Source organism: Streptomyces luomodiensis, assembly GCF_031679605.1.
GTDB lineage: Bacteria > Actinomycetota > Actinomycetes > Streptomycetales > Streptomycetaceae > Streptomyces > Streptomyces luomodiensis.
In genome coordinates, this window is sequence record NZ_CP117522.1 from 1,228,670 (window position 1) to 1,251,664 (window position 22,995).

The following is a 22,995-nucleotide window of genomic DNA, read 5'->3' on the forward strand; positions in this document are numbered from 1 at the left end:
GCATGTCCGCTCGGGTGCCGCTCAGCCGTCCGCCGTCTTGAACGCCACCCCGCGCCGTGCCAGCGTGACGAACCGTCCGGATCGTCCGAGCCCCCGGGAGACCCTCGATGACCGCGTCCGACCTGCCCGTGGACATCGTGCGCGCCCGCCGCCACGGCATCGCCGATCTGCTGGCGCGCACCGCGGCGCGGCTGCCCGGCAAGACGGCGGTCGTGGCCGGCGCGCTGCGCCAGACCTACGCCGAACTGGACGCGCTGGTGAGCCGGACGGCCGGGGCGCTGGCGGCGCGGGGCATCGCCAAGGGCGATCGCGTGGTGCTCCTGGCCCGCAACTCCCACGGCTATGTGGTGGCGTACTTCGCGCTGGCCCGGCTGGGCGCGGTGTCGGTGCCGGTCAACTTCATGCTGACCGCGCCCGAAGTGGCGTATGTGCTGGACCACTCGGGTGCGATCGGGATCATCGCGGGCACCGAGCTGCTGGATGTCGCCGAGGGCGCGCTGGCCGAGGCCGCGCCGCCCCGGATCGCGCTGCGCGCGGCCCTGGGCGGCGGACGCGAGGGGTGGGAGGACTTCGCCGCGCTGGGCGCGGAGCGGGGGCATCCGGTGCCCGATCCCGCGCTGGGCGACGACGACCCGGTCCAGCTGATGTACACCTCGGGGACCGAGTCCCGGCCCAAGGGCGCGATCATGACGAGCCGCAATCTGATCGCGCAGTATCTGACGGCGATCGTCGACGGCGGGATGTCGCCGGACGATGTGGAGATCCATGCGCTCCCGCTCTACCACTGCGCCCAGTTGCACGCCTTCCTCACCCCCGACATCCAGCTGGGCGCCACCTGTGTGGTGCTGCCGGGTCCGGACCCGGCGGCGCTGCTGGCCACGATCGAGGCGGAGCGGGTGACCAAGCTGTTCGCCCCGCCCACGGTGTGGATCGCGCTGCTGCGCCATCCGGAGTTCGCGGTCCGCGATCTGTCGTCGCTGCGCAAGGGGTACTACGGGGCGGCGCCGATGCCGGTCGCGGTGCTGGCCGAGCTGCGCCGGCGGCTGCCGGGGCTGGCGCTGTACAACTTCTACGGCCAGACCGAGATGTCCCCGATCGCGACCGTACTGGGCCCGGCCGACCAGGAGCGCAAGGCCGGTTCCGCGGGGCGGCCCGCGCTGAACGTCGAGACCCGGGTGGTCGACGAGGCGGACCGGCCGGTGCCGCCGGGCACGGTCGGCGAGATCGCGCACCGGGGCCCGCACACCATGCTCGGCTACTGGCGGGATCCCGAGCGCACCGCGGAGGCGTTCCGGGGCGGCTGGTTCCACAGCGGCGATCTGGGGGTGCTGGACGAGGAGGGGTGCCTGACGGTCGTGGACCGCAAGAAGGACATGGTCAACAGCGGTGGGGAGAACGTCTCGGGGCGTGAGGTGGAGGAGGTGGTCCACGCCCATCCGGCGGTCGCGGAGGTCGCGGTGTTCGGGGTGGAGCATCCGTACTGGATCGAGGCGGTGACCGCGGTGGTGGTGGTCGTGCCGGGGCGTCAGGTGACGGCGGAGGAGATCCTCGCGCACTGCCGCGCACGGCTCGCGGGGTTCAAGGTGCCCAAGTTCGTGGTGTTCGCCGAGGCGTTGCCGAAGAACCCGAGCGGCAAGATCCTCAAGCGCGAACTGCGGGAAAGCTACCGCGCCTTGGGCGAGGAACCGCTGGACGGACGTATTTGACGTACTGGTTACACAATTTATGCGACACTGCTGCGGCACCTGCTGTGCATCGGCCATGCCCTACGAAGGACCACCGTGACTTCCTTACCTCCGTCTCCCGACACCCCTGGAGCGGCCGTGGCCGCCCGGCCGCCGCGCTCCGGCCCGGTGGTCGCCGTCCTGGCCTTCGGCGGGATCGTCGTCTCCCTGATGCAGACCCTGGTGGTGCCGCTGGTGCCGGATCTCCCGGCACTGCTGCACACCTCGGCCTCGGACGCCTCCTGGGCGATCACCGCCACCCTGCTCGCCGGCGCCGTGGCCACCCCCGTACTGGGACGGCTCGGCGATATGTACGGCAAGCGGCGGACGCTGCTGATCAGCCTGTCGATGCTGGTGATCGGCTCGGTGGTGTGCGCGCTCTCCGACGCGCTCGCACCCATGATCGTCGGCCGTGCGCTCCAGGGCTTCTCCGCGGGGGTGATCCCGCTGGGCATCAGCATTATGCGGGACGAGCTGCCCGCCGAGCGGCTCGGTTCGGCCATGGCCCTGATGAGCTCCTCGCTGGGGGTGGGCGGCGCGCTCGGCCTGCCCAGCGCCGCGGCGCTGGCCGAACACGCCGACTGGCATGTGCTGTTCTGGGTCTCGGCGGCGCTGGGCGCGGTGGTGATCGCGCTGGTGCTGACGCTCGTACCGGAGTCCACGGTGCGCGGCGGCGGGCGGTTCGACCTGGTGGGCGCCGTCGGGCTGTCGGCCGGGCTGCTCTGTCTGCTGCTGGCCATCTCCAAGGGCGCCGACTGGGGCTGGGGCAGTGGTGCCACCACCGGTCTGTTCGGCGCGGCGGTGGTCGTGCTGGCGCTGTGGAGCCGGTGGGAGCTGCGGGTGAGCGGGCCGCTGGTGGACCTGCGCACCACCATGCGCCGTCAGGTGCTGCTGACCAATCTGGCCTCCGTCGTCATCGGCTTCGCCATGTTCGGGATGTCGCTGGTGCTGCCTCAGCTGCTCCAGATGCCCGAGGCGACGGGGTACGGGCTGGGCCAGTCGATGATGGCCGCCGGTCTGTGCCTGGGTCCGTCCGGTCTGGTGATGATGGCGATCTCGCCGCTGTCGGCGCGGATCACCAGCACCTGGGGCCCCAAGGTGTCGCTGATGCTCGGCGCGGGGGTGATCGCCGCCGGGTACGGGGCGGGCGTCTTCCTGATGGACGCCGTGTGGCAGATCCTGATCGTGTCGTGTGTGATCGGCGCCGGGATCGGCCTCGCGTACTCGGCCATGCCCGCACTGATCATGTCGGCCGTACCGGTGTCCGAGACCGGCGCGGCCAACGGCCTCAACACCCTGATGCGGTCCATCGGCACCTCGACCGCCAGTGCGGTGGTGGGCGTCGTGCTCGCCCATATGACCACCGCCTTCGGACCCGTCGACCTCCCGTCCCTGAACGGCTTCCGCACCGCCTTCGTGATCGGCGGCATCGCCGCGCTGGTGGCGCTCGCGGTCGCCGCGCTGCTGCCGGGCCGCCGCCCGGCCCGGGTCACCGCCGCGCCGGAGCGGCCCGGCACCCCGCAGACGGTGGCGGGCGGCTGACCGCGAAACCGGCGGACGAGGTCACTCCGCGGCCGCCCGTATCACCCCGTCCGCTCGCGGGCGCCGGGCTGGTACGGGCGGCTTTGTCGTGGCGGGGTCGTATACGGGCCATCATGTGGACAGCGGTTGACGGAACGGGCTCGTGCGGTGCTGAATGATGCGAGTGAGGACTGAGCTGCCCCTGGTCACGCGCGACCACATCGACTTCGGTCGGGTGTGGTCCGCTTCCTGTTCCGGCTGACCCCGGCAGCGGGCCGTCCCACCGGCCCCTCGCTCTCCCGGTCCCAGGCCCCCTCGCCTGTCTCCCGCGCCTGACGCGCCATCACCCCCGGTACCGCGCCCGGACACGCCCGGCGTGTTCCCGCGTCCGGGCGTCACCCCCTTCCCGTCCTTCCTGCCTTTCCTGCCGTTTCCGCCTTCCGAAAGGTCACCCCATGCCCGTGGAGTTCCTCGGCATCGCCGCCACCAACGACGGCTCGGAGACACGTCCGCGCTCCGGCGCGGCCTTCGACAAGGAGTACACCCTGCGGCTCGCCAGGGCCCATGAGGACCACGGCTGGGACCGGGTGCTGTTCGCCTACGGCTCCGGCTCGCCCGATCCCGCGCCCGCCGCCGCGTACATCGCCAGCAGGCTGGACCGGCTCCAGATCCTGCTGGCCCACCGGCCCAACGTGTCGTATCCGACGTACGCCGCCAAGACGTTCGCGACGCTCGACCGGATCAGCGACGGCCGGCTCACCGTGCACTTCATCACCGGCGGCAACGACCATGAGCAGCGGCGCGAGGGCGACACCCGCACCAAGGACGAGCGCTACGCGCGCACCCGTGAGTACATCCGGATCGTCAAGAAGATCTGGACCACCCATGAGCCCTTCGACCACGAGGGCGAGCACTACCGCTTCCACGACTTCGTCAGCGATGTCTTCCCGGTCCAGCAGCCGCGCCCGAACGTCTCCTTCGGCGGCTCCTCCCCCGCGGCCTACGCGGCGGGCGGCGCCGAGGCCGACATCTACTGCCTGTGGGGTGAGCCGCTGGAGCGGACCGCCGAGCAGATCGAGGCGGTGAAGGCGGCGGCCGCCGCGGCCGGGCGGACCGATGTGCCGCGGATCCAGGTGGCGTTCCGGCCGATCATCGCCCCGACCGAGGAGCTGGCCTGGGAGAAGGCGCACCGCACGGTGGACGCCATCCGGACCCGTAAGGAGCGGGGCGATGCGACGACCGTGCGCCACCACCGCCGGGGGGCTCCGGAAAACGTCGGTTCACAGCGGCTGATCTCCATCGCCGAGGCGGGTGAGCGCTACGACCGGGCGCTGTGGACCCCGACCGCCGCCGTCACCGGTGGCGCGGGCAACTCCAACGCGCTGGTGGGCACGCCGGAGACGGTGGCGCAGGCCCTGCTGGACTACTACGACCTGGGCGTGGACATCCTCTCCGCACGCGGCTACGACCTGCTGGACGACGCGATCGACTTCGGCCGGTACGTCATCCCGATCGTCCGCGAAGAGGTCGCCAAACGCGACGCCGAACGCGCGGCCCGGGGCCCGCAGACCCTCGCGGCGGTGCGCTGATGACCTCCGTGGCCGAACCCCCGCCACAGCTGACGGTGGTCCGGGTGACCGTGGACGATCCGCGGGTCGAACCGCTGCTGCGGGAGCTGGCGTACGAGTACTCCACCCGCTACGGCAGGGCGGCCGACGGTGAGCTGAACCGCTATCCGGCCGAGGAGTTCGCCCCGCCGCACGGGGAACTGCTGCTGTTGATGGAGGGCGGCGAGCCGGTCGCCGGGGGCGCGTACCGGCGGTACGACGCGCACACGGCGGAGCTCAAGCGGATCTGGACGCACTCGGGCCATCGGCGGCGCGGGCTGGCCCGCCGGGTGGTGGCGGAGCTGGAGCGGTCGGCCGCCGAGCGCGGCTACCGCCGGATCTACCTCACCACCGGACCCCGCCAGCCGGAGGCGCGCGGGCTGTACCTGGCCACCGGCTACACCCCGCTGTTCGATATCTCGGCCGACCCGGAGACCATCGGCCCGCTTCCCTTCGAAAAGGCGTTGTAGGCCCGGCGGGCCCCGTCCGTGGGCCCATCCGCACACGCATCCGCACGCCCATCCGTCCGCCCGCCCGGCCGCTCCGGGCGGGCGGACGCATTCCCCCATTTACGGTTGACAGTTCTGTGTCAACTGTTCGCGGACCTCCGCGAACACGGTTTTAGGATGCGGTAATTCTGCCGCGTCCGCGACCGTCCGAAGGCCTGCCATGACCAAAGCCCTGAACGTCGACGCACTCCCCGATCCGGCCGTGCTCAAGCGCGCCCGGCGACGGCGTCCCGGACTGCTGGTGGCCAATGCGATCGTGCTGGTACTGGCCGCGATGGCGGTAACCACGATATGCACCAACCCGCGCTTCGAATGGCATACGGTCGCGAAGTACTTCTTCGAGATCAGGGTATTGAAGGGCATCGGCGTCAGTATCGGAATGACCGCGGCGACCATGGCGCTCTCCCTGGTGTCCGGCACCGTGGTCGCTCTTATGCGCATGGGCGAATCCCGGCTGATGTCCATGACCGCGGCCGCCTTCATCTGGGTTTTCCGCAGCATTCCGATGCTGGTGCAGCTGCTTTTCTGGTACAACCTGGCGGCTCTTTTCCCCACGCTGTCCCTCGGAATTCCCTGGGGACCGCGTTTCGTCACCTTCGACTCGAACACCGTCATCGGCCCGCTGACCGCCGCGGTCATCGGCCTGACGCTCCACGAGACCGCCTACATCGCGGAGTTGATCCGCTCGGGACTGCTCTCCGTGCCCGATGGACAGCGACAGGCGGCGTCCGCACTGGGATTGACGCCGACTCAGGTCTTCTTCCGCATCACCCTCCCCCAGGCGCTGCGGGTGATCGTCCCGCCGATGGGAAATGAGCTGATATCTCTCCTCAAGGCCACCTCCCTGGTCAGCGTGATCACCCTGGCCGACCTGCTCTACTCGGTACAGCTGATTTACGCCAAGAACTTCCAGACCGTTCCCCTGTTGATTGTGGCCGCCATCTGGTACATGATCATCACCGGCGCCATCACCCTTCTGCAGCAGCGCCTGGAGCGACGTCTGGGACGACACACCCTGATTGCGGCCGACAAGGCCGGGAAAGTGAAGAGGATCGAGCACTCGGTATGACCATGGCACCGGAAATGACATCGCAGGCCATCGTCTCCCTGCGCGGGATCCGCAAGTCGTTCCGCGGCACCGAGGTGCTGCACGGTATCTCCCTGGATATCCACCGGGGCGAGACGGTCTGCCTCATCGGCCCCTCCGGATCGGGCAAGAGCACGCTGCTGCGCTGCGTCAACCACCTGGAGGTGCCGGACCAGGGCGTGGTGGTGGTCGACGGCAGCGTCATCGGCTACCAGCTGCGCGGCCGCACCCTGCACGAGCTGGGCCCCAGGGAGCTGGCCACCCAGCGTTCGACGATGGGCATGGTGTTCCAGAGCTTCAATCTGTTCCCGCACCTCACCGCCCGCGAGAACATCGTGGAGGCCCCGCGCCGGGTGCTCGGCCTGTCCAAGGCCGCGGCCGACGCCCGCGCCGAGGAGCTGATGACCCGGGTGGGGCTCGCGCACAAGCTCGACAGCTATCCGGAGAAGCTCTCGGGCGGCCAGCAACAGCGGGTGGCGATCGCCCGCGCCCTGGCGATGCGCCCCAAGGTGATGCTCTTCGACGAGCCGACCTCCGCCCTCGACCCCGAGATGGTGCAGGAGGTGCTCGGCGTCATCAGGGACCTGGCCCGCGAGGGCATGACGCTGATCGTCGTCACCCATGAGATGCGCTTCGCCGCCGATGTCGCCGACCGGATCGTCTTCATGGACGACGGCCGCATCGTCGAGGAGGGCGCCCCGGAGCGGCTGCTCCGCGCCCCCTCCCACGACCGCACCCGTACGTTCCTGTCGAAGGTCAGCGCATGAGCACCGAACTCCCCCTGCCCGCCAAGACCGTCGAGCGCCTGAAGCTGTGGGACTCCTACCGCTCGTACCAGTACCTGGAGGCCGGGCAGGACTTCCGCGCCTTCGAGCTGGCGCCCGCGCTCGGCCGGGTCCCCGGGGCCGCGCTGGAGTGGAGCGAGGACGTGGAGTCCCGCGCGCGGGACTTCGAGGAGCGCCATCCGGTGGTCTCCGCCCATGACCACCTCTCGCTGCGCCCCGCCGACCCCGGGGACTTCGCCGAGTACCGCCGCCAGGGCCGGGAGTCGATTCCCTACGAGGGCATCGCGCACTCGGGGGTGGACCTGTTCTTCGACGGCGGTCCGGCCGCGGTGAGCATGATCCGCTCCCATGCCCCCTGGGACTGGGACGACACGGTCAGCGATCTGGCCATGCGCCAGGCCGACCTCGCCCACCAGCGGCTGGTGGCGCCCGTCCGCACGCTTCAGGACGCCGATCGGGCGCGGGCCGGCCACCAGGTGGGGGTGGTGCTGACCCTGGAGTCCGCCTCCCCCATCGGCAATGACGTCGACCGGCTGGATCTGCTCTACGGCCTGGGCGTGCGGCTGCTCGGCCTGGTCTACAGCGAGAGCAACCAGCTCGGCTCGGGGCTCGCCGACACCGGCGACACCGGTCTGACCCTGCTCGGCCGCCGCGCGCTGCGCCGGATGAACGACCTCGGCATCATCGTCGACGTCTCGCACACCGGGGACGCGACGGCCCTGGACGCCGTGCGCCGCTCCACCGCGCCCGTAGTGATCACCCATGCCGGGTCCCGGGCGCTGTGGCCGACCCCGCGGATGAAGCCGGACGATGTGATCCGGGCCTGCGCCGGGTCCGGGGGGTTCATCGGCGTCGAGGCGGCGCCGCACACGACCATCACCGCCCGGCACCCCCGGCACAGCCTGGACTCGGTGATGGAACACGTCGAGCGCTGCATCGATCTGGTCGGCATCGACCATGTGGCCTTCGGCCCGGACACCAACTTCGGCGACCACACGGCCTGGCACCGGACGTTCGCCCCGCTCTTCGGCAAGGACGACGCGCACGACGGCAAGGCCCCGGAACTGCCGCCGCACGAGCAGGTCGACTACGTACGCGGCTGCGAGAACCCGGCGGAGGCCGTCGGCAACATGATCCGGTGGCTGTTCGACCACGGCTACTCCGAGGCGGACGTGGCCAAGCTGGCCGGGGGCAACGTACGGCGCGTCGCCGAGACCGTGTGGGGTCGCTGACCGGTCCCGCCCTTCCGCTTCCGCTGTCCCCCACCCCCGGAAATGGAGCAAGCCATGCGCAACCGTCCTCATGCCGCCGCGTGCGCCCTGCTGGCCTCGCTGACGCTCACGCTGTCCGCCTGTTCGGTGGACGACACCCCCGGCGACGGCAAGGCCAAGAAGAGCGGTGCGGCGGCGACGCTCGCCCCCGAGCCCAAGGACAGCGCCCTGGCCGCGCAGGTGCCCGCGGCGTACACCAAGAAGACGCTGGTCATGGGCGTCAGCGAGTACGCGCCGTATGTCACCTTCGGCTCCGACGGGAAGATCACCGGGCTGATCCCCGATCTGTCCGCGCAGCTCTCCTCGCTGCTCGATGTGAAGATCAAGGTGGAGCGGACCACCTTCGACGCGGTCATCCCCGGGCTGAAGTCCGGCCGGATCGACCTCAGCGCGCCCTCGGGCGACTTCACCGAGCGCCAGCGGGAGGTGGACTTCGCCGACTTCGCGCAGAGCAGTGTGACGCTGATGGTGACCAAGGACGGCTCCTTCCACCCCGGAAACGGTCTGGAGGTGTGCGGGCACAAGGTCGGCGTGGAGAAGGGCGCCGGAACGCAGAACGTGCTCGCGGCGCAGAACAAGCGGTGTGCCGCGAAGGGCAAGCCGTCGGTGGACGCGAAGCTCTACACCGATCTGCCCGCCGCGACGCTGGCGCTCCAGAGCAAGCGGATCGACGCGGTGGCCGCGCCCAGCGCCTCCAACACCTCGGTGAGCCAGAACTCCGATGACCGCTTCGAGACGATCGAGCTCAAGGACATGCTCGACCTGCCCGCCGCGACGGCCATCTACGGCATCCAGGCCAAGAAGGACTCCGGACTCGCCCCGGTGATCGTCAAGGCGCTGCGGAAGATGTACGAATCGGGCACCTACGCCAAGCTCTTCGGCCAGTGGGGGCTGCCGCTGTCCACGGTCACCAAGGACCAGATCGCCCTCAACGGCTCCACGCAATCCCAGACCCAGTGAGGTCGTCCATGGCACGAACCCGTCAGACCGAACCGGCCGGAGACAGAGCGCGGGCGGCCCGGGAGGAGCCCGCCCGGCTGCTGGACGAGCGGGTGTGGCGACGCACCCTGCGCGTCCCCGTGCGGGACGGAATCGTCCTGGCCGCCGACCTGTTCAGCGCCGAGGAGCACCCCGGGCCCCGCCCGGTCATCCTGGAGCGCACCCCGTACGGCCGGCGCGAGATCCGCGGCTCGGACCGCAGCCGCCACGACGAGCCGGTGCCGACGCCGGAGGAGACCTCCGCGTTCTTCGTCCGCGCGGGCTACCACGTGGTCCGGCAGGACTGCCGGGGCCGCGGCGATTCGCAGGGCACCTTCGTGAAGTACCTGGGCGAGGGGCCGGACGGCGCGGACACCATCGACTGGATCGCCGCCCAGCCGTGGTGCGACGGCCGGGTGGCCATGATGGGGGTGTCCTATTCGGCACACGCCCAGACGGCGGCCGCGGCCGAGTCCCCCGCCGGGCTGGCCGCGATGTTCCTGGACTCCGGCGGCTTCGCCAGCGCGTACGAGGCCGGTATGCGGATGGGCGGCGCCTTTGAGCTGAAGCAGGTCACCTGGGCCTTCCGGCACGGTGAGGAGAGCCCGGAGGCGGCGCGGGACCCGCTGGTCCGCGCGGCGTTCGCGGGGACGGATCTGCGCGACTGGTTCACCGTGCTGCCGTGGCGGACGGGCGCATCGCCGCTGCGTCAGGTCGGAAGTTACGAGCGCTATCTGCTCGACCAGTGGCGGCATGACGCCTTCGGGGCGTACTGGCGGCAGCCGGCCATCTACGGACGCGGCCACTACGACCGCTTCCCCGATGTGCCGACCCTGCACATGTCGAGCTGGTACGACCCCTATGTGCGCTCCACGATCGAGAACTTCACCGCCATGGGCCGTCTCAAGCGGTCCCCGGCCTATCTGGTGATGGGGCCGTGGACGCACGGGCTGCGCTGTGTCACCTTCGCCGGCGATGTGGACTTCGGCCCCGCCGCCACCTTCAGCGGCAATGTGGACACCTCGTATCTGTCCTTCCGGCAGCGCTGGTTCGACGCGGTGCTGCGGGGTGGCGATCCGGAGTCGATCCCGCGGGTCCAGTACTTCCTGATGGGCGGTGGCGACGGCCGGCGAGACGAGGCCGGGCGGATGCGGCACGGCGGCCGGTGGCACACCGACACCCAGTGGCCCCCGGCCGGGACCCGGGAGACCGCGTTCTACTGCCACCCCTCGGGCGAGCTGAGCCGGGAGCGGCCGACGGCCGAACACGCCTGGGTGGAGTACGACTTCGACCCCAGCGATCCGGTGCCGACCCTGGGCGGTCAGGTCACCTCCGGGGAACCGGTGATGGTCGGCGGCGCCTTCGACCAGGTGCCGGACGAGCGGTTCTACGGCGCCCGCCCGCCGTATCTGCCGCTGAACTCCCGGCCCGATGTGATCTCGCTGGTCACCCCGCCCCTGGCGGAGCCGCTGGAGGTGGCCGGGCCGGTCACGGCGCGGCTGTTCGTCTCCTCGTCCGCGCCGGACACCGACTTCACGGTGAAGCTGGTCGATGTGCACCCGCCGAACGAGGACTATCCGCACGGCTTCGCCATGAACCTCACCGAGGGCATCTTCCGCTGCCGCTTCCACGCGTCGTTCGAGCATCCGGAGCCGCTGGAGCCGGGCGAGGTGTACGAGATCGAGATCCCGGCGCCGGACACCGCCAACCGCTTCGAGGCCGGGCACCGGCTGCGGGTGGACATCTCCTCCAGCGACTTCCCCCGGTTCGACGTCAATTCCAACACCGGGGTGCCGGAAGCGGTGAGCCGCCGCAAGGTGGTCGCCACCAACCGCGTCCACATGGACGCCGGGCGCCCCTCGGCGGTGCTGCTGTGGACCCGGCCGGGCTGAGGGACCTCAGCGCATGATGGTCGCCAGCACGTCCTGCCCCAGCCGGAGCAGAGTGCTGGTGGCCAGCCGGTGGTAGACGTACTTGCCCTCGCGCTCGGACTCGATGAGCCCCGCGTCCCGCAGCTGGCGCAGGGTGCGGGAGACCTGCGTATCGGCGAGCCCCAGCCGCTGGGCCAGTTCGGAGGTGGTGATGGGCTCGCCCAGCAGATGGCGGCACAGCTCCATGCGGCCCAGTGACGCCAGCGCGGACATCCGGGCCCGCAGCTCCGCCTGGGTGAGCTGATCGGCCGCCCCGCCCTCCTGGGCGGCGAACTGGAGCACCACCGGGTGGGACTCCTCGTCCTTGACGGTCAGATGCGGCCAGACGTGGACGGAGGGGATCAGGAAGAGCGGGCGCGGGCCGATCTCGATCTCGGCGACGGCCAGCTTGTCGTAGCGCACCCGCGAGCCGCCCCGGGAGACCACCGCGGTGGGGCTGAGCCCGGCCAGCACCTCGGCCAGACCGCGCCGCCGCACATCGGTGCGGACCCGGGCGGCGGCCGACTCCAGCCGGTCGCGGACGGTGCGCCACTCGGAGGCGAAGAACGCCCCGGCGCAGGAGTCCAGGAAGTCCAGCAGCCGGCCGCGCAGCCCCTCGGGCGAGGCCACCAGGTCATGGGCCAGCTCCCCGCGCCGGAAGGACCGCCGCTCGCACTGGGCCACATAGCGGCCGGCGGCCTCCGGGTCGGTGAGCAGACAGCGGGCCGGGGGCACGGCCTCGCGGAAGCCGAGCACGCCTTGTGAGCACAGCTCCACGAACTCCTCGAGCGGCAGCTTCTCCAGATGGCGCAGCTCGTCCTCGAAGGGCTGGTCCAGCGGGAGCTCCAGCGGGAACAGCAGCCGGCAGCGAAGGCGGGCCCACAGCGGCGACAGGGCGCTCATCTCATGGGCGAGGGAGGGGGCGAGCGCCGTCCCGAGCCGCTGCGTCCAGCGCTGGGCCTCGGGGTGGTGGTCGGGCTCGGCCATGATGTGCAGCACCGACATGAGCTCGGCCAGCGCCGAGCGGCCGACGTGCACATCGGCCGCTCGTGCGGACTGGAGGTTGAGCGTGATCCCCACACCCGCACATTACTCGGCGGGTGTCTCAGGGGCTGTTCACGGGGCCCGGTCGCGGGGCAGCAGGGGGCCCAGCGGGCCGAGGTCCAGATTCAGGTCGTCCTCGGTCAGCCCGAAGTGTTCCCGCAGCTCGGCCATGTTCCGCTCCAGGGCCATCAGCGTCAGCCCGAGCTTCTCGATCTGCTCGTCGCTGATGCCGCCCTGGTCGACGCGGCGCAGCGCCTGCCGCTCCATGAGCTGCCGCAGCAGCTCCACGATGGTGAGCACCAGACCGGCCAGGCTCTTGCGGACCGACTCCTCGTCCACTTCGATCCGCCGGCCGGGCCGGGGGGCGCGGTCAGCCGGACGGTCAGCCGTCATAGCGATCCCCCTCCCCCTCGTGCGCCACCCGTGCGCCGTCCGTCCCCCGTGCGTCGTCCTCCACCCGTACGGAGGCGATCAGGGCGCGCAGGGAGATGCGCACCAGGTCGATGTCGGCGATGGTCAGGGTGATCTCCCCGGCGATCACCACGCCTCCGGCGAGCACCCGGTCGAGCAGATCGACCAGGGCCACCTCGCGCCGCTCGATCGCGCGGGTCATGACGGCGTCTCCGCCCGCCGGACCTCGCCCGCCGGCTGCGGCGGGGCGGTGAAGGAGTACGGCGGCCAGGGGCCGCTGAGCTCCAGGGTGACGGTGGGGTGGCGCTCCTTCAGCGCGGTCACCGCGTCGGTGAACTCCTCGGTGCGGTCGTCGGGCACCAGATAGGAGTTGTTCAGCACCATCCACCCCTCGTACGCGGCCAGCGCGGCGTCCTGCGGTGGGTGCGCGGCCGTGGCCACCGCCAGCGCGGCGAGGGAGGCGTGGATCTCCTCCGCCCGCTCGGTCGCGCGCAGATGCGCGGTCTCCTGGTCCTGCCGCTGGGCCCGCCGGCGCATCAGATAGGCGGTTCCGGGGCTGTCCCCGCCGCTTTCGCCCTCGTCCGGGTCGGGCAGGAAGGACGCGGGGTCGACATACGCCTTGACGCCCCACTCGGTGCGGCCCGTCACCCGCCGCAGCGTGGCCGTGAAGTCCTCCCGGCGCTCCTCGAGCATCGCGCGGACCCGGTCGTCGTCGTGGTAGAGCGTGGCGAAGCGCAGCGGGATGACCTGGCCGAGGCGGGCCGCGCCGTTGATCACCCGGTGGTGGGCGCGGGCGGTGCGCTCCAGCCACTCCAGGTCCTCCAGATGGTCGCGCAGCGCGTCCTCGTCGAAGTCCGCCAGTGGTACGGAGCCCACGACGGCGGCCAGTCCCGCGCGCTCGACCAGGCGCACCGGCTCGTCCGCCACACCGGTGAGCCCGTGCGGGGGTGCGCCGCCCACAGGGGCGGCCGTCACCGCGTACAGCCAGGTGGCGAGGGGTTCGGTCACGGTCCGTCCTCCCGCTCCGCGCCGCGCTCTTCCTCCCGCCGTGCGCCGCTTCCGTCCTCCAACTCGCCGACGCGGCGCCGCAGCTGTTCGTTCTCCTCCAGGACGTCCCGGGCGTGGGAGGAGAGCGTGGGATCGTGTTCCCACCAGTCGATGCCCATCTCCTTGGCCCGGTCCACGGAGGCGACCAGCAGCCGGATCTTGATCGTCAGCAGTTCGATGTCCAGCAGGTTGATCTGGATGTCACCGGCGATGACGATGCCCTTGTCCAGCACCCGCTCCAGGATGTCGGCCAGGCTGGAGGGTTCGGCGCCGCGGCCGGCGGGTTCGGGTGCGGCGCCGGCGCGCCGGGCCGGCGCGTTCCAGCCGGGGCTCTGGGTCATGTCCGGTTCTCCGCCCTGCCTCGGGGATAGCGCTCGGTGCGGCGGTAGGTGACCAGCTCGCCGTGGTCGTCCAGTTCGACGCGGTATTCGGCGAGGATGTCGGTGGAGTCCGGTATCCGGTGGGTCTCCACGACCTCGATGCCGATGGCCCAGCCGTCCTCCCGGTGCTCCAGCGAGGTGACGCCCTCCGGGTCCCGCCCGGTCAGCTGCGCCACATGGTGCGCGGCGCGCCGCGCGGCGCCGCGGGCGTCCAGCGCGGGGCGGCGCGGGGGCCGCTCCCGCTCCGGGTCGCGGGGCCGTTCCTCGCGGTGGACCTCCTGGCGGGACCGTTCCTCGCGGTGGCGCTCCTCGTGCGGCCGTTCCTCGTGGGACACGGTCATACCTCCATGCCCCCGCCGGGCGGGCCCTGGGACATCAGCCTGCGGACCAGTTCGTCCTCCTCCCGGGCCGCCTCCTCCTCGGTGAGCTCTCCGCTCTCCCGCGCCTCCGCGACCTCTTCCAGCCGCTCCTTGATCACCTCGGGGTCGTACAGCTGCCGGTGGGCCTCCTCCCGGAGCCGCTCGGCGACCCAGGCGACCCCGCGCACCGGGGCCAGCGGCAACGTGGCCAGTCCGGTGAACAGTCCCATGGCTAATCGTCGCCTTCCTTGCGTTCGAGCAGGGCCTCGGCCACGAAGTCGTACGGCGCCAGCGGGCCGAGCAGGCGCATCCGCACCCGGCCGTGCCAGTGTTCGGCGAGTTCCTCGGCCGCTGCCTCGAATGCCCGCCGCCTCGCGTCCGCCACCAGGAACGAGGCGTTGACCAGCCCTTCGGCGGACGCCGGCTCCGCCGACGCCGAGGCCAGCGCGTGCGGCGCCAGCCGGCGCTCGATCTCCAGCGCGTCCACGCTCCGCTTCGCGGCGATGCTGTCCATGACGAGCCGGCCGAGCTGGATCCGCTGCTCGTAGCCCGCCTCCTCCGGCAGCCCCCGCAGCTCCTCGCGGAGCCGTGCGGCCTCCGGCTGTTCGGTCACCACCTCGCGCAGCACCGCGTCCTCCTCGTACCGGGCCCGCACGGTGAACTGCGCACAGCCCCGGAGATGGTTGAGGCCGCGGGCGAAGTCGTCGTGCCCCTCGGTCAGCAGCTCGTCGGTCACCGCGCCGGTGTCGCGCACCACCGTGCCGAACCGGAACGGCAGCACGGGGGGACCCTGCGCGGCCAGGGTGTCCAGCACCCTGGCGTGGGCGCGCAGATCGTCGGGGGTGCCCAGCGGTTTGTCGACGGGCACCTCGCTGACCACGGCGGCCTGGCCGCCGTAGCGGACCAGGGTCACCGGGGCCTCCGGGTCGCCGACCGCGGGCAGGTCCTTGACCGACTCATCGGCCCGGTCGTCCGTGACGACCCCGTAGACGTAGCAGGCACGTTTCTCCTCGGCCATCACCGCTCGCGCTCCCTGTGGCTGGTGGAACCCCTCGTGCGCCGGGGCCGCGCCCGCTCCCCGGCCTCGGGTTCCCGGTCCTCGTCGGCATCGCCCTGGAGCAGATCCGAGACCGACTCCTTGACGCCTTCCAGGGCGCCCTTGGTCTTCTTCTTGCCGCCGCTCTCCTGGAGCTGGTCCATGAGGCCGGGCAGGCCATGGGTCTCGGTGCCGCTGCGGGCGATGTCGAGACGGTTGGTCGCCTCCGCGAACCGCAGATACGTGTCCACGCTGGCGACGACGATCCGGGCGTCGATGGTCAGGATCTCGATGCCCACCAGGGACACCCGCACGTACACATCGATGACCAGGCCCTTGTCCAGGATGAGGTCGACCACGTCGACCAGGGCGCTGGAGCTCGCCCGGTCCAGATACTGGCTCTGCTGCTGGCGTGCTACGGTCACCGCGCTCACCCGTTCCGGGGGCGGGGTCCGTCAGCGGCGGGTGCGCCGCCGCACGGGCTCCTCCTCGTACTCCTCCTCGTCGTATTCGTCCTCGGGCTCCTCGGGCTCCTCGCCCTCCTCGTACTCCTCCTCCGGCTCCTCGTCGTATTCCTCGGACCCCTCGGGCTCCTCGCCCTCCCCCTCGCGTTCCTCTCCGCGGTCCTCGGCGGGCTCCCGCCCCTCTTGGTCCCGCTCGTCCTCCTCCACGACCTCGCCGTCGCGCACCACGCCGCGCCAGCCCACGACCTCGTCGGGGGCGAGCAGCACCTCGCGCATGAGATGACGGCGGAAGTGCTTCATCTCCAGCCGCACCCGGCGGCCCTGGGCGCGCCAGAGGTTGCCGGTGCGCTCCATGAACCCCTGCGGCCAGTACTCCAGGACGAACAGGATCCGGGTGAGCTCCGGGGCCAGCTCGTGGAAGGTGATCGTGCCGTCCACATGGCCCTTGTCGGCCCGCGACGTCCAGATGATCCGCTTGTCCGGCACCTGCTCGACGACCTCCGCCCGCCACTTGCGGTGCGACCAGAAGACCTGGGCCTTCCACTCGGACTCGGTCCGGGCCTCGTCCTCGTCCTCGTTCTCGACGGCTTCGACCTTCTTCATGTACGAGGGGAAGTTCTCCCACTCCGTCCAGAGGTTGTAGGTGAGGGAGAGGGGCGCACCCACATCGATCTGCTCCACGATGTTGGTGACCTTGAGCTTCTTCCCGCCCTTGCCGCCACCGTCGCCGCCGCCACCGCCGAGGCCCGGGATCACGCTCTTGACCTTGTCGACGACCTTCTCCTTGACCTGCCCCTTGACCTGTTCCTTGACCTGGTCCTTGGCCTTGTCGACGACCTTGCCCCTGACCTCGTCCTTGACCTGCTCCAGTCCGCCCTTCAGGGGTTTCAGCGGTCCTGGGAGCCCGCCGCCACCGGGGTTGTTCTTGCCCAGGTGGGTGACCGATTCCAGGGCTCTTTCGCCCAGTGCGGCCAGCAGGCCCTCCGCTTCCTTCAGCAGGCGGTCGGTGGGCAGGTCCCGGGCGCTGCGCCCACCGGCCCGCCCCTTGTGCGTTTCCTCAGCCATGGCCCTCACCTCGGCGTCGCCGCGCGGACCCTTCGGAGCCGGTCCGCCTCCTGGCCCGCGGCTCCTCCTTGTGCTCTTCAGGCTCCTCGTGTTCCTCGTGTTCCTCGTGTTCCTCGTGCGTCCCGGCCTCCGGCTCCCGGTCGCCCGCGGCGTGGGTGCGCAGCGACGAGGCGCGCTGCTCCAGCCGGTCGCTCAAGGAGTCGATGCGGTTACTGGCCGCCGACATGGCCGCCTCCCGGCCCGCGGCCACCAGCCGGCCGCCGATCTCCTGGCCGAGCCTGCCGAGCTCGGAGGACTTCAGCTGCTCGACGCCCGGCGGACTGATACCGGAGGTGAGGCGCTTGCCCGCGGCGAGACCGGCGAGGGCGAGGACCAGGGTCCCCTTATGGCCGCGTCCGAAGAGATAACCGCTGATGAAAGCCAGTGTCACATGGCAGTTCTTCATGATCGCTCCTCCTCCCGGCGGAGAACAGGGAGCCACTTGAGGGCATATAACCGAGTATGGAGCATTTCACCCTATTCAGTGACCTTCTGGATCACGGACGAGGATCCATCAGGCCGCGAGCACCGGATGCAGCACCACCTTGGTGTAGCCCTCGACGCGCTTGTCGAACTTCTCGTACGCCTGCGGCGCCTGATCGAGCGGGAGTTCATGCGAGACCACGAAGCTCGGCCTGGCCCGGCCGGCGATGATCAGGTCGCGCAGCTGGCGGTTGTAGCGCTTGACGTTGCACTGGCCCGTGCCCATCCGCTGGCCTTTTTCGAACATCCGCCCGATGGAGACCAGCAGCTGACCGTGTTTGGCGTGCTCATCGGGGGCACCGGGGTCGGAGGGGACGTACAGCCCCGGCACACCGAGCCGTCCGGTCGCCCGCACCGTCTCGACCAGCGAGTTGAGCACCACCCCGGGTTCCTCATGACCGGCGTCGCGCGCCTGGGCCTGGTACCCCACGGCGTCGATGCCCTTGTCGGTGCCCTCGCCGCCGGTGCGGTCCTTGATCTGTGCCACCGGATCGCCCTGGGTGAAGTCGATGGGGATGGCGCCGATCTCCTTGGCCTTGTCCAGCCGCTCGGGGACCCGGTCGACCACGAACACCTTGGCCGCGCCGCGCAGCAGCGCCGAGTAGGCGGCCATCAGTCCCACCGGCCCCGCGCCGTAGACGACCACGCTCTCGCCCGGGGAGACCTCGGCCAGTTCACAGCCGTGGTAGCCGGTCGGGAAGATGTCGGCGAGCAGGATGAAGTCGCTCTCGAACTCCTCGCCCGGGGGCAGTCTCAGGCAGTTGAAGTCGGCGAACGGCACCCGTAGCCGCTCGGCCTGACCACCCGTGTAGGGGCCCATCGCCACATAGCCGTAGGCCCCGCCCGCGAAACCGGGGTTGACGGTGAGACAGAAGCCGGTGTCGCCCGCGAGGCAGTTCTTGCAGAATCCGCAGGCCACGTTGAACGGCATGACCACACGATCGCCCTTGGACAGCGAGGTGACGCCGGAACCGGTCTCCTCGACGACGCCGAGGTTCTCATGGCCGAAGACGATGCCGGGCTCGGCCGTCGTACGGCCCTCGTACATATGCAGATCCGAGCCGCAGATCGCGCTGGACGTGACGCGCACGATCACATCGTTCGGACGCTCGATCCGGGGATCGTCGACGTCCCTCACGGCCACCGAGTAGGGCTTCTCATAGACGACGGCCTTCACCTGGATCACCTCCGCGTCGATCGCCGGCGAGCGGTGGTGGCGGACGTGCCGTAGGTCCCAGGGTGTCTCGGCCACCACCGGGTACTTCCAGCGAACCGCCGTCGGACGCCCGGCGCAAGCGGGTCCCGGCACGGCCCCCGCGGCCCCGCCAGGTCCGCTAGTCGACCGTGACCCAGCCCAGGGTGCGCTGGACGGCCTTCTGCCAGCCCGCGTAGCCCTCCTCCCGGGCCTCCTCGCCCCACTGGGGCTCCCAGCGCCTGGCCTCCCTCCAGTGCGAACGCAGCTCATCGGTGTCCCGCCAGAACCCCGTGGCCAGCCCCGCGGCGTAGGCGGCGCCCAGGGCCGTGGTCTCGGCGATCACGGGGCGGCTGACCGGTACGCCCAGCACATCGGCCTGGATCTGCATGCACAGCTCGTTGTCGGTGACCCCGCCGTCCACCCTCAGCACGTCGAGGTGGATGTCGGCGTCCCGCTCCATGGCCTCCACCACGTCCCGGCTCTGGTAGCAGATCGACTCCAGGGTGGCCCGCGCCAGATGGCCATTGGTGTTGTAGCGGGTGAGACCGACGATCGCGCCCCGCGCGTCGGAGCGCCAGTACGGCGCGAAGAGGCCGGAGAACGCGGGCACGAAGTACACACCGCCGTTGTCCTCGACGGTGCGGGCGAGCCGCTCGCTCCCGGCGGCGTCGTCGATCATCTTCATCTGGTCGCGCAGCCACTGGACGGCCGAGCCGGTGACGGCGATCGAGCCCTCCAGGGCGTAGACGGGAGGGCTGTCGCCGAACTGGTACGCCACGGTCGTGAGCAGTCCGCTGGCCGAGCGGATCAGCTCCCGCCCGGTGTTGAGCAGCAGGAAGTTACCGGTGCCGTAGGTGTTCTTGGCCTCGCCGGGGGCGAAGCAGACCTGGCCGACCGTGGCCGCGTGCTGATCGCCGAGGACACCGGTGATGGGGGTCGCGGTGCGCAGCGGACGGGAGGTGCGGGCCTTGCCGTACGCCTCGGGATGGGAGGAGGGGTTGATCGTGGGCAGCATGGCCCGCGGGATCCGGAAGAGCTCCAGCAGTTCGTCGTCCCAGTCCAGCGTCTCCAGGTTCATCAGCATGGTGCGGCTGGCGTTGGTGACATCGGTGGCGTGGATGCCGGCGTTGGGACCACCGGTGAGGTTCCACAGCACCCAGGCGTCGGTGTTGCCGAAGAGGGCGTGGCCGCGCTCGGCGGCCTCGCGGACGCCGTCGACGTTCTCCAGAATCCATTGGATCTTGCCGGCCGAGAAGTAGGTGGCCGGCGGCAGCCCCGCCTTGCGGCGGATGACCTCGCCCTTGCCCTCCCGTTCGAGGGCGGCCGCGATGGCGTCGGTGCGGGTGTCCTGCCAGACGATGGCGTTGTAGTACGGGCGGCCGTCGCGCGGATCCCAGATCACCGTGGTCTCGCGCTGATTGGTGATGCCGATCGCGGCCAGGTCGGTGGGGGAGAGTCCGCAGGCGCGGATGGCGTTCTGCATCACGGAGTTGGTGCGCTCGTAGATCTCCACCGGGTCGTGCTCGACCCAGCCGGCGCGCGGCAGGATCTGGCGGTGCTCCAGCTGGTACCGCGACACCTCGTCGCCGTCATGGTTGAAGATCATGAAGCGGGTGCTGGTGGTTCCCTGGTCCACCGCACCGACGAATTCCGGCATGCTGCCGCCTCTCGTGGGTGGGTCCGGCCGGACCGGCTACTCGGGTGCGGGCGCGCGGCCCGGCTCCGGCGGTGCGGGCATCGGGAGGTAGCGGCTGATCAGGACCTTGTACAGGGCGGCACCGACGAGCCCGCCGACCAGCGGGCCCACGATGGGCACCCAGAAATAGAAGTTCCCGTACTGGTCCCGCCAGGCGCTGTGGTAGCCGGTGATGAAGCTGGCGAGCCGGGGACCGAAGTCACGGGCCGGGTTGATGGCGTACCCCGCGTCGGCGCCGAACGCCATGCCGATCGCGACCACGATCAGGCCGGTGATGAAGGGGCCCATATTGGCCTTCGGTGCCGAGTTCAGCACATCGGTGACGGCGAAGATGAGCAGCACCAGGATCGCGGTGCCGATGATCTGGTCGCGCAGCGCCCCCCATTCGCTCACCGGGAGTGAGCCGTTGCCGGGCAGGGTGGAGAAGACGAACTGGGTCTTGAAGGTGTGCCCCGGGTCGGCGGCCGCCAGCGCCTCGGTGTAGTTCCAGCGCACCAGCAGGGCCGCGACGAACGCGCCCAGCGTCTGGGCCACCGCGTAGGGCAGGACCTTGGACCAGGGGAAGTCCTTGAAGGCCGCCAGCGAGAGGGTGACCGCCGGGTTGATATGGGCCCCGCTGAGCCGCGCCGCCACATACACGCCCAAGGTGACGCCCAGACCCCAGGCCCAGGAGATGGAGTCGTGGTCGCCGAGAGCCCCCGGCGGCTTGGTCAGCGCACCCCCGGCCACGACCTGGGCCACCACACCGCAGCCGAACAGGATCAGGATCATCGTGCCCGCGAACTCCGCGCAGAGCTCGCCGAGCAGTCCCGGCATCGAGCGGTTTCGCTTGGGGGCCGTCATGGGCCCATCGTGGTCCCGCGGTGGTGCGGTGGCCCGTCCTGCTGGGCCGTCCGGGGCACGGACGGCGAAACCGGGTCTGTACGGATCGGGGTGCCGCCCTGTACCAAGGTCATGACAACATCATCATCGCCCCTCCAGATCACCGCCCTTCCAGACCATCGCCATCATCGCCCTCCAGCGGGAACAGGACGACACGGATGCCGACCACCGGAGCCCCGACGAACTGGGCGGGGAACATCACCTTCGCCGCCGCCCGGCTGCACCGCCCGGACACCGCCGACGAGCTGCGGCGGATCGTCGGATCCGCCGACCGGGTGCGGGTGCTGGGCACGGGCCACTCCTTCAACCGCATCGCCGACACCGACGGCGATCTGGTGAGCCTGGACCGGCTGCCGCACCGGGTGGAGATCGACCCCGGGAAGCGCACGGCGACCATCGCGGCCGGTATGCGCTACGCCCATGTGGCCGAGGCCCTGCACGCGGAGGGTTTCGCGCTGGCCAACCTGGCCTCGCTGCCGCACATCACGGTCGCGGGGGCCTGTGCCACCGCCACCCACGGCTCGGGGAGCACCCAGCGCTGTCTGGCGGCGGCCGTCGCCGGGCTGGAGATCGTCGGCCCCGGGGGCGAGGTGACCCTGCTGAGCCGGGACGAGAACCCGGACCGGCTGAACGGGGCCGTGGTCGGGCTCGGCGGGCTGGGCGTCGTCACCGCCATGACGCTGGACATCGAGCCCACCTACGACGTGGCCCAGTGGGTGTGGACCGGGCTTCCGCTGGACCGGCTGGACGACAGCTTCGAGGAGATATTCGGCGCCGCCTACAGCGTCAGCGTCTTCACCGACTGGCGCTCGGGTGAGGGGGTGGTGTGGCTGAAGTGCCGCACCGACCTGCCCGACCCCCCGGAGCCGGGGCAGCCGTGGCTGGGGGCCCGCCCGGCCGACCGCCATCACCACCCGGTGCCCGCGATGCCGCCGCGGCACTGCACCGAGCAGTTGGGCGCGCCGGGGCCGTGGCATGAGCGGCTGCCGCACTTCCGCCCGGACTTCACCCCGAGCAACGGCGATGAGCTCCAGTCGGAGCTGCTGCTGCCACGCGAGGCCGCCTCGGCGGCGTTCGCGGCGCTGCGCGGCCTCGGCGACCGGATCGCGCCCGTGGTGCAGGTGTCCGAGGTCCGTACGGTCGCGGCGGACGAGCTGTGGCTGAGCCCCGCGTACGGCCGGGACAGCGTCGCCTTCCACTTCACCTGGGTCCCCGACCACGAGGCGGTGATCGAGGTGGTGGCCGCGATGGAGGCGGAGCTGCTGCCGCTGGGGGCGCGGCCGCACTGGGGCAAGCTGACGGCGGCCGCGCCGGAGCGGATCCTCTCCTCCTACGACCGGGCCGCCGACTTCGCCCGGCTGCTGGCCGACCACGACCCGGCGGGGAAGTTCCGCAACGCCTATCTGGAGGACTACTTCCCCACCGGGTGACACCGCCGGTCCACCGGGGGACGCCGCCGGTCCACCGGGCGACAGCGGCTCCGCCGGCCGCCCGGGGACGGC

General features: G+C 71.0%; 24 protein-coding genes. 10 read left to right on the forward strand and 14 right to left on the reverse strand.

Annotated elements, in window-relative coordinates:
- The first annotated feature begins 107 nt into the window (after positions 1-107).
- The 9 genes from PS467_RS04955 to PS467_RS04995 all read left to right on the forward strand — a co-directional run bounded on the left by PS467_RS04955 (position 108) and on the right by PS467_RS04995 (position 11,374).
- Entirely contained in the window at positions 108-1,706 is a 1,599-nt protein-coding gene (locus PS467_RS04955) for a fatty acyl-CoA synthetase (RefSeq protein WP_311034164.1), read from the forward strand.
- Positions 1,707-1,781: 75 nt separating this feature from the next.
- Positions 1,782-3,266 carry an MFS transporter gene (locus PS467_RS04960; RefSeq protein ID WP_311034165.1) on the forward strand — a complete coding sequence of 495 codons (1,485 nt, stop codon included), beginning with the start codon at positions 1,782-1,784 and terminating at the stop codon, positions 3,264-3,266.
- A gap of 434 nt (positions 3,267-3,700) precedes the next feature.
- Positions 3,701-4,834: an LLM class flavin-dependent oxidoreductase gene (locus tag PS467_RS04965; protein ID WP_311034166.1), complete on the forward strand. Its 1,134-nt coding sequence runs from the start codon at positions 3,701-3,703 to the stop codon at positions 4,832-4,834.
- Complete coding sequence (locus tag PS467_RS04970; protein ID WP_311034167.1) at positions 4,834-5,322, forward strand: GNAT family N-acetyltransferase; 489 nt, start codon at positions 4,834-4,836, stop codon at positions 5,320-5,322. Before PS467_RS04965 ends, PS467_RS04970 begins: the two co-directional genes overlap by 1 nt.
- A 199-nt stretch (positions 5,323-5,521) precedes the next feature.
- On the forward strand, positions 5,522-6,430 hold the full coding sequence (locus PS467_RS04975; RefSeq protein WP_311034168.1) for an amino acid ABC transporter permease: 909 nt from the start codon (positions 5,522-5,524) through the stop codon (positions 6,428-6,430).
- On the forward strand, positions 6,427-7,215 hold the full coding sequence (locus PS467_RS04980) for an amino acid ABC transporter ATP-binding protein (protein WP_311034169.1): 789 nt from the start codon (positions 6,427-6,429) through the stop codon (positions 7,213-7,215). The genes PS467_RS04975 and PS467_RS04980 overlap by 4 nt, the downstream gene beginning before the upstream one ends.
- Positions 7,212-8,465 (forward strand): dipeptidase, encoded by a 1,254-nt coding sequence (locus PS467_RS04985; RefSeq protein ID WP_311034170.1) that lies wholly within the window; start codon positions 7,212-7,214, stop codon positions 8,463-8,465. The genes PS467_RS04980 and PS467_RS04985 overlap by 4 nt, the downstream gene beginning before the upstream one ends.
- A gap of 54 nt (positions 8,466-8,519) precedes the next feature.
- Positions 8,520-9,464 (forward strand): transporter substrate-binding domain-containing protein, encoded by a 945-nt coding sequence (locus PS467_RS04990; protein ID WP_268970226.1) that lies wholly within the window; start codon positions 8,520-8,522, stop codon positions 9,462-9,464.
- 8 nt (positions 9,465-9,472) lie between these two features.
- Positions 9,473-11,374, forward strand: a complete 1,902-nt coding sequence (locus PS467_RS04995; protein ID WP_311034171.1) for a CocE/NonD family hydrolase — start codon at positions 9,473-9,475, stop codon at positions 11,372-11,374.
- A gap of 6 nt (positions 11,375-11,380) precedes the next feature.
- On the opposite strand, the gene PS467_RS05000 is transcribed toward PS467_RS04995, so the two are convergent.
- From PS467_RS05000 to PS467_RS05065, 14 genes are all read right to left on the reverse strand, one after another.
- Complete coding sequence (locus PS467_RS05000; protein WP_311034172.1) at positions 11,381-12,472, reverse strand: DUF5937 family protein; 1,092 nt, start codon at positions 12,470-12,472, stop codon at positions 11,381-11,383.
- 36 nt (positions 12,473-12,508) lie between these two features.
- Positions 12,509-12,829 (reverse strand): gas vesicle protein K, encoded by a 321-nt coding sequence (locus tag PS467_RS05005; RefSeq protein ID WP_311034173.1) that lies wholly within the window; start codon positions 12,827-12,829, stop codon positions 12,509-12,511.
- The gene (locus PS467_RS05010; protein WP_311034174.1) at positions 12,819-13,049 is read right to left on the reverse strand and encodes a gas vesicle protein; all 231 of its coding nucleotides are present in this window, start codon (positions 13,047-13,049) and stop codon (positions 12,819-12,821) included. The genes PS467_RS05005 and PS467_RS05010 overlap by 11 nt, the downstream gene beginning before the upstream one ends.
- Positions 13,046-13,855 carry a GvpL/GvpF family gas vesicle protein gene (locus tag PS467_RS05015; protein ID WP_311034175.1) on the reverse strand — a complete coding sequence of 270 codons (810 nt, stop codon included), beginning with the start codon at positions 13,853-13,855 and terminating at the stop codon, positions 13,046-13,048. The genes PS467_RS05010 and PS467_RS05015 overlap by 4 nt, the downstream gene beginning before the upstream one ends.
- Positions 13,852-14,235, reverse strand: coding sequence for a gas vesicle protein (locus PS467_RS05020; protein WP_311034176.1), 384 nt, complete (start codon positions 14,233-14,235; stop codon positions 13,852-13,854). The genes PS467_RS05015 and PS467_RS05020 overlap by 4 nt, the downstream gene beginning before the upstream one ends.
- Positions 14,232-14,615: a gas vesicle protein GvpO gene (gene gvpO / locus PS467_RS05025; RefSeq protein ID WP_311034177.1), complete on the reverse strand. Its 384-nt coding sequence runs from the start codon at positions 14,613-14,615 to the stop codon at positions 14,232-14,234. Before gvpO ends, PS467_RS05020 begins: the two co-directional genes overlap by 4 nt.
- Positions 14,612-14,863, reverse strand: a complete 252-nt coding sequence (locus PS467_RS05030; protein ID WP_268970234.1) for a gas vesicle protein GvpG — start codon at positions 14,861-14,863, stop codon at positions 14,612-14,614. The genes gvpO and PS467_RS05030 overlap by 4 nt, the downstream gene beginning before the upstream one ends.
- Positions 14,864-14,865: 2 nt before the next feature.
- Entirely contained in the window at positions 14,866-15,651 is a 786-nt protein-coding gene (locus PS467_RS05035) for a GvpL/GvpF family gas vesicle protein (RefSeq protein ID WP_311034178.1), read from the reverse strand.
- Positions 15,651-16,094, reverse strand: coding sequence for a gas vesicle protein GvpJ (gene gvpJ / locus PS467_RS05040; RefSeq protein ID WP_268970236.1), 444 nt, complete (start codon positions 16,092-16,094; stop codon positions 15,651-15,653). The genes PS467_RS05035 and gvpJ overlap by 1 nt, the downstream gene beginning before the upstream one ends.
- A gap of 30 nt (positions 16,095-16,124) precedes the next feature.
- The gene (locus PS467_RS05045) at positions 16,125-17,198 is read right to left on the reverse strand and encodes an SRPBCC family protein (protein WP_311034179.1); all 1,074 of its coding nucleotides are present in this window, start codon (positions 17,196-17,198) and stop codon (positions 16,125-16,127) included.
- Positions 17,191-17,643, reverse strand: a complete 453-nt coding sequence (locus tag PS467_RS05050; protein WP_311034180.1) for a hypothetical protein — start codon at positions 17,641-17,643, stop codon at positions 17,191-17,193. The genes PS467_RS05045 and PS467_RS05050 overlap by 8 nt, the downstream gene beginning before the upstream one ends.
- 108 nt (positions 17,644-17,751) lie before the next feature.
- Positions 17,752-18,897, reverse strand: a complete 1,146-nt coding sequence (locus tag PS467_RS05055) for a glutathione-independent formaldehyde dehydrogenase (protein ID WP_311039764.1) — start codon at positions 18,895-18,897, stop codon at positions 17,752-17,754.
- 157 nt (positions 18,898-19,054) lie between these two features.
- Complete coding sequence (gene glpK, locus PS467_RS05060) at positions 19,055-20,572, reverse strand: glycerol kinase GlpK (protein WP_311034181.1); 1,518 nt, start codon at positions 20,570-20,572, stop codon at positions 19,055-19,057.
- Between the two features lie 36 nt (positions 20,573-20,608).
- A complete protein-coding gene (locus PS467_RS05065) occupies positions 20,609-21,454 on the reverse strand; it encodes an MIP/aquaporin family protein (protein WP_311034182.1) in 846 nt (281 codons plus the stop codon).
- A 197-nt stretch (positions 21,455-21,651) separates the two neighbouring features.
- On the opposite strand from PS467_RS05065, the gene PS467_RS05070 reads away from it, so the two are divergent.
- Entirely contained in the window at positions 21,652-22,923 is a 1,272-nt protein-coding gene (locus PS467_RS05070) for an FAD-binding protein (protein WP_311034183.1), read from the forward strand.
- The last annotated feature ends 72 nt before the right edge of the window (positions 22,924-22,995 follow it).

Coding starts and splice junctions, on each gene's coding strand:
- PS467_RS04955 (WP_311034164.1), top strand. CDS start 108: ATGACCGCGTCCGACCTGCCCGTGGACATCGTGCGCGCCCGCCGCCAC.
- PS467_RS04965 (WP_311034166.1), top strand. CDS start 3,701: ATGCCCGTGGAGTTCCTCGGCATCGCCGCCACCAACGACGGCTCGGAG.
- PS467_RS04970 (WP_311034167.1), top strand. CDS start 4,834: ATGACCTCCGTGGCCGAACCCCCGCCACAGCTGACGGTGGTCCGGGTG.
- PS467_RS04975 (WP_311034168.1), top strand. CDS start 5,522: ATGACCAAAGCCCTGAACGTCGACGCACTCCCCGATCCGGCCGTGCTC.
- PS467_RS04980 (WP_311034169.1), top strand. CDS start 6,427: ATGACCATGGCACCGGAAATGACATCGCAGGCCATCGTCTCCCTGCGC.
- PS467_RS04985 (WP_311034170.1), top strand. CDS start 7,212: ATGAGCACCGAACTCCCCCTGCCCGCCAAGACCGTCGAGCGCCTGAAG.
- PS467_RS04990 (WP_268970226.1), top strand. CDS start 8,520: ATGCGCAACCGTCCTCATGCCGCCGCGTGCGCCCTGCTGGCCTCGCTG.
- PS467_RS04995 (WP_311034171.1), top strand. CDS start 9,473: ATGGCACGAACCCGTCAGACCGAACCGGCCGGAGACAGAGCGCGGGCG.
- PS467_RS05005 (WP_311034173.1), bottom strand. CDS start 12,829: ATGACGGCTGACCGTCCGGCTGACCGCGCCCCCCGGCCCGGCCGGCGG.
- PS467_RS05010 (WP_311034174.1), bottom strand. CDS start 13,049: ATGACCCGCGCGATCGAGCGGCGCGAGGTGGCCCTGGTCGATCTGCTC.
- PS467_RS05020 (WP_311034176.1), bottom strand. CDS start 14,235: ATGACCCAGAGCCCCGGCTGGAACGCGCCGGCCCGGCGCGCCGGCGCC.
- gvpO (WP_311034177.1), bottom strand. CDS start 14,615: ATGACCGTGTCCCACGAGGAACGGCCGCACGAGGAGCGCCACCGCGAG.
- PS467_RS05030 (WP_268970234.1), bottom strand. CDS start 14,863: ATGGGACTGTTCACCGGACTGGCCACGTTGCCGCTGGCCCCGGTGCGC.
- PS467_RS05035 (WP_311034178.1), bottom strand. CDS start 15,651: ATGGCCGAGGAGAAACGTGCCTGCTACGTCTACGGGGTCGTCACGGAC.
- PS467_RS05045 (WP_311034179.1), bottom strand. CDS start 17,198: ATGGCTGAGGAAACGCACAAGGGGCGGGCCGGTGGGCGCAGCGCCCGG.
- PS467_RS05050 (WP_311034180.1), bottom strand. CDS start 17,643: ATGAAGAACTGCCATGTGACACTGGCTTTCATCAGCGGTTATCTCTTC.
- glpK (WP_311034181.1), bottom strand. CDS start 20,572: ATGCCGGAATTCGTCGGTGCGGTGGACCAGGGAACCACCAGCACCCGC.
- PS467_RS05065 (WP_311034182.1), bottom strand. CDS start 21,454: ATGACGGCCCCCAAGCGAAACCGCTCGATGCCGGGACTGCTCGGCGAG.
- PS467_RS05070 (WP_311034183.1), top strand. CDS start 21,652: ATGCCGACCACCGGAGCCCCGACGAACTGGGCGGGGAACATCACCTTC.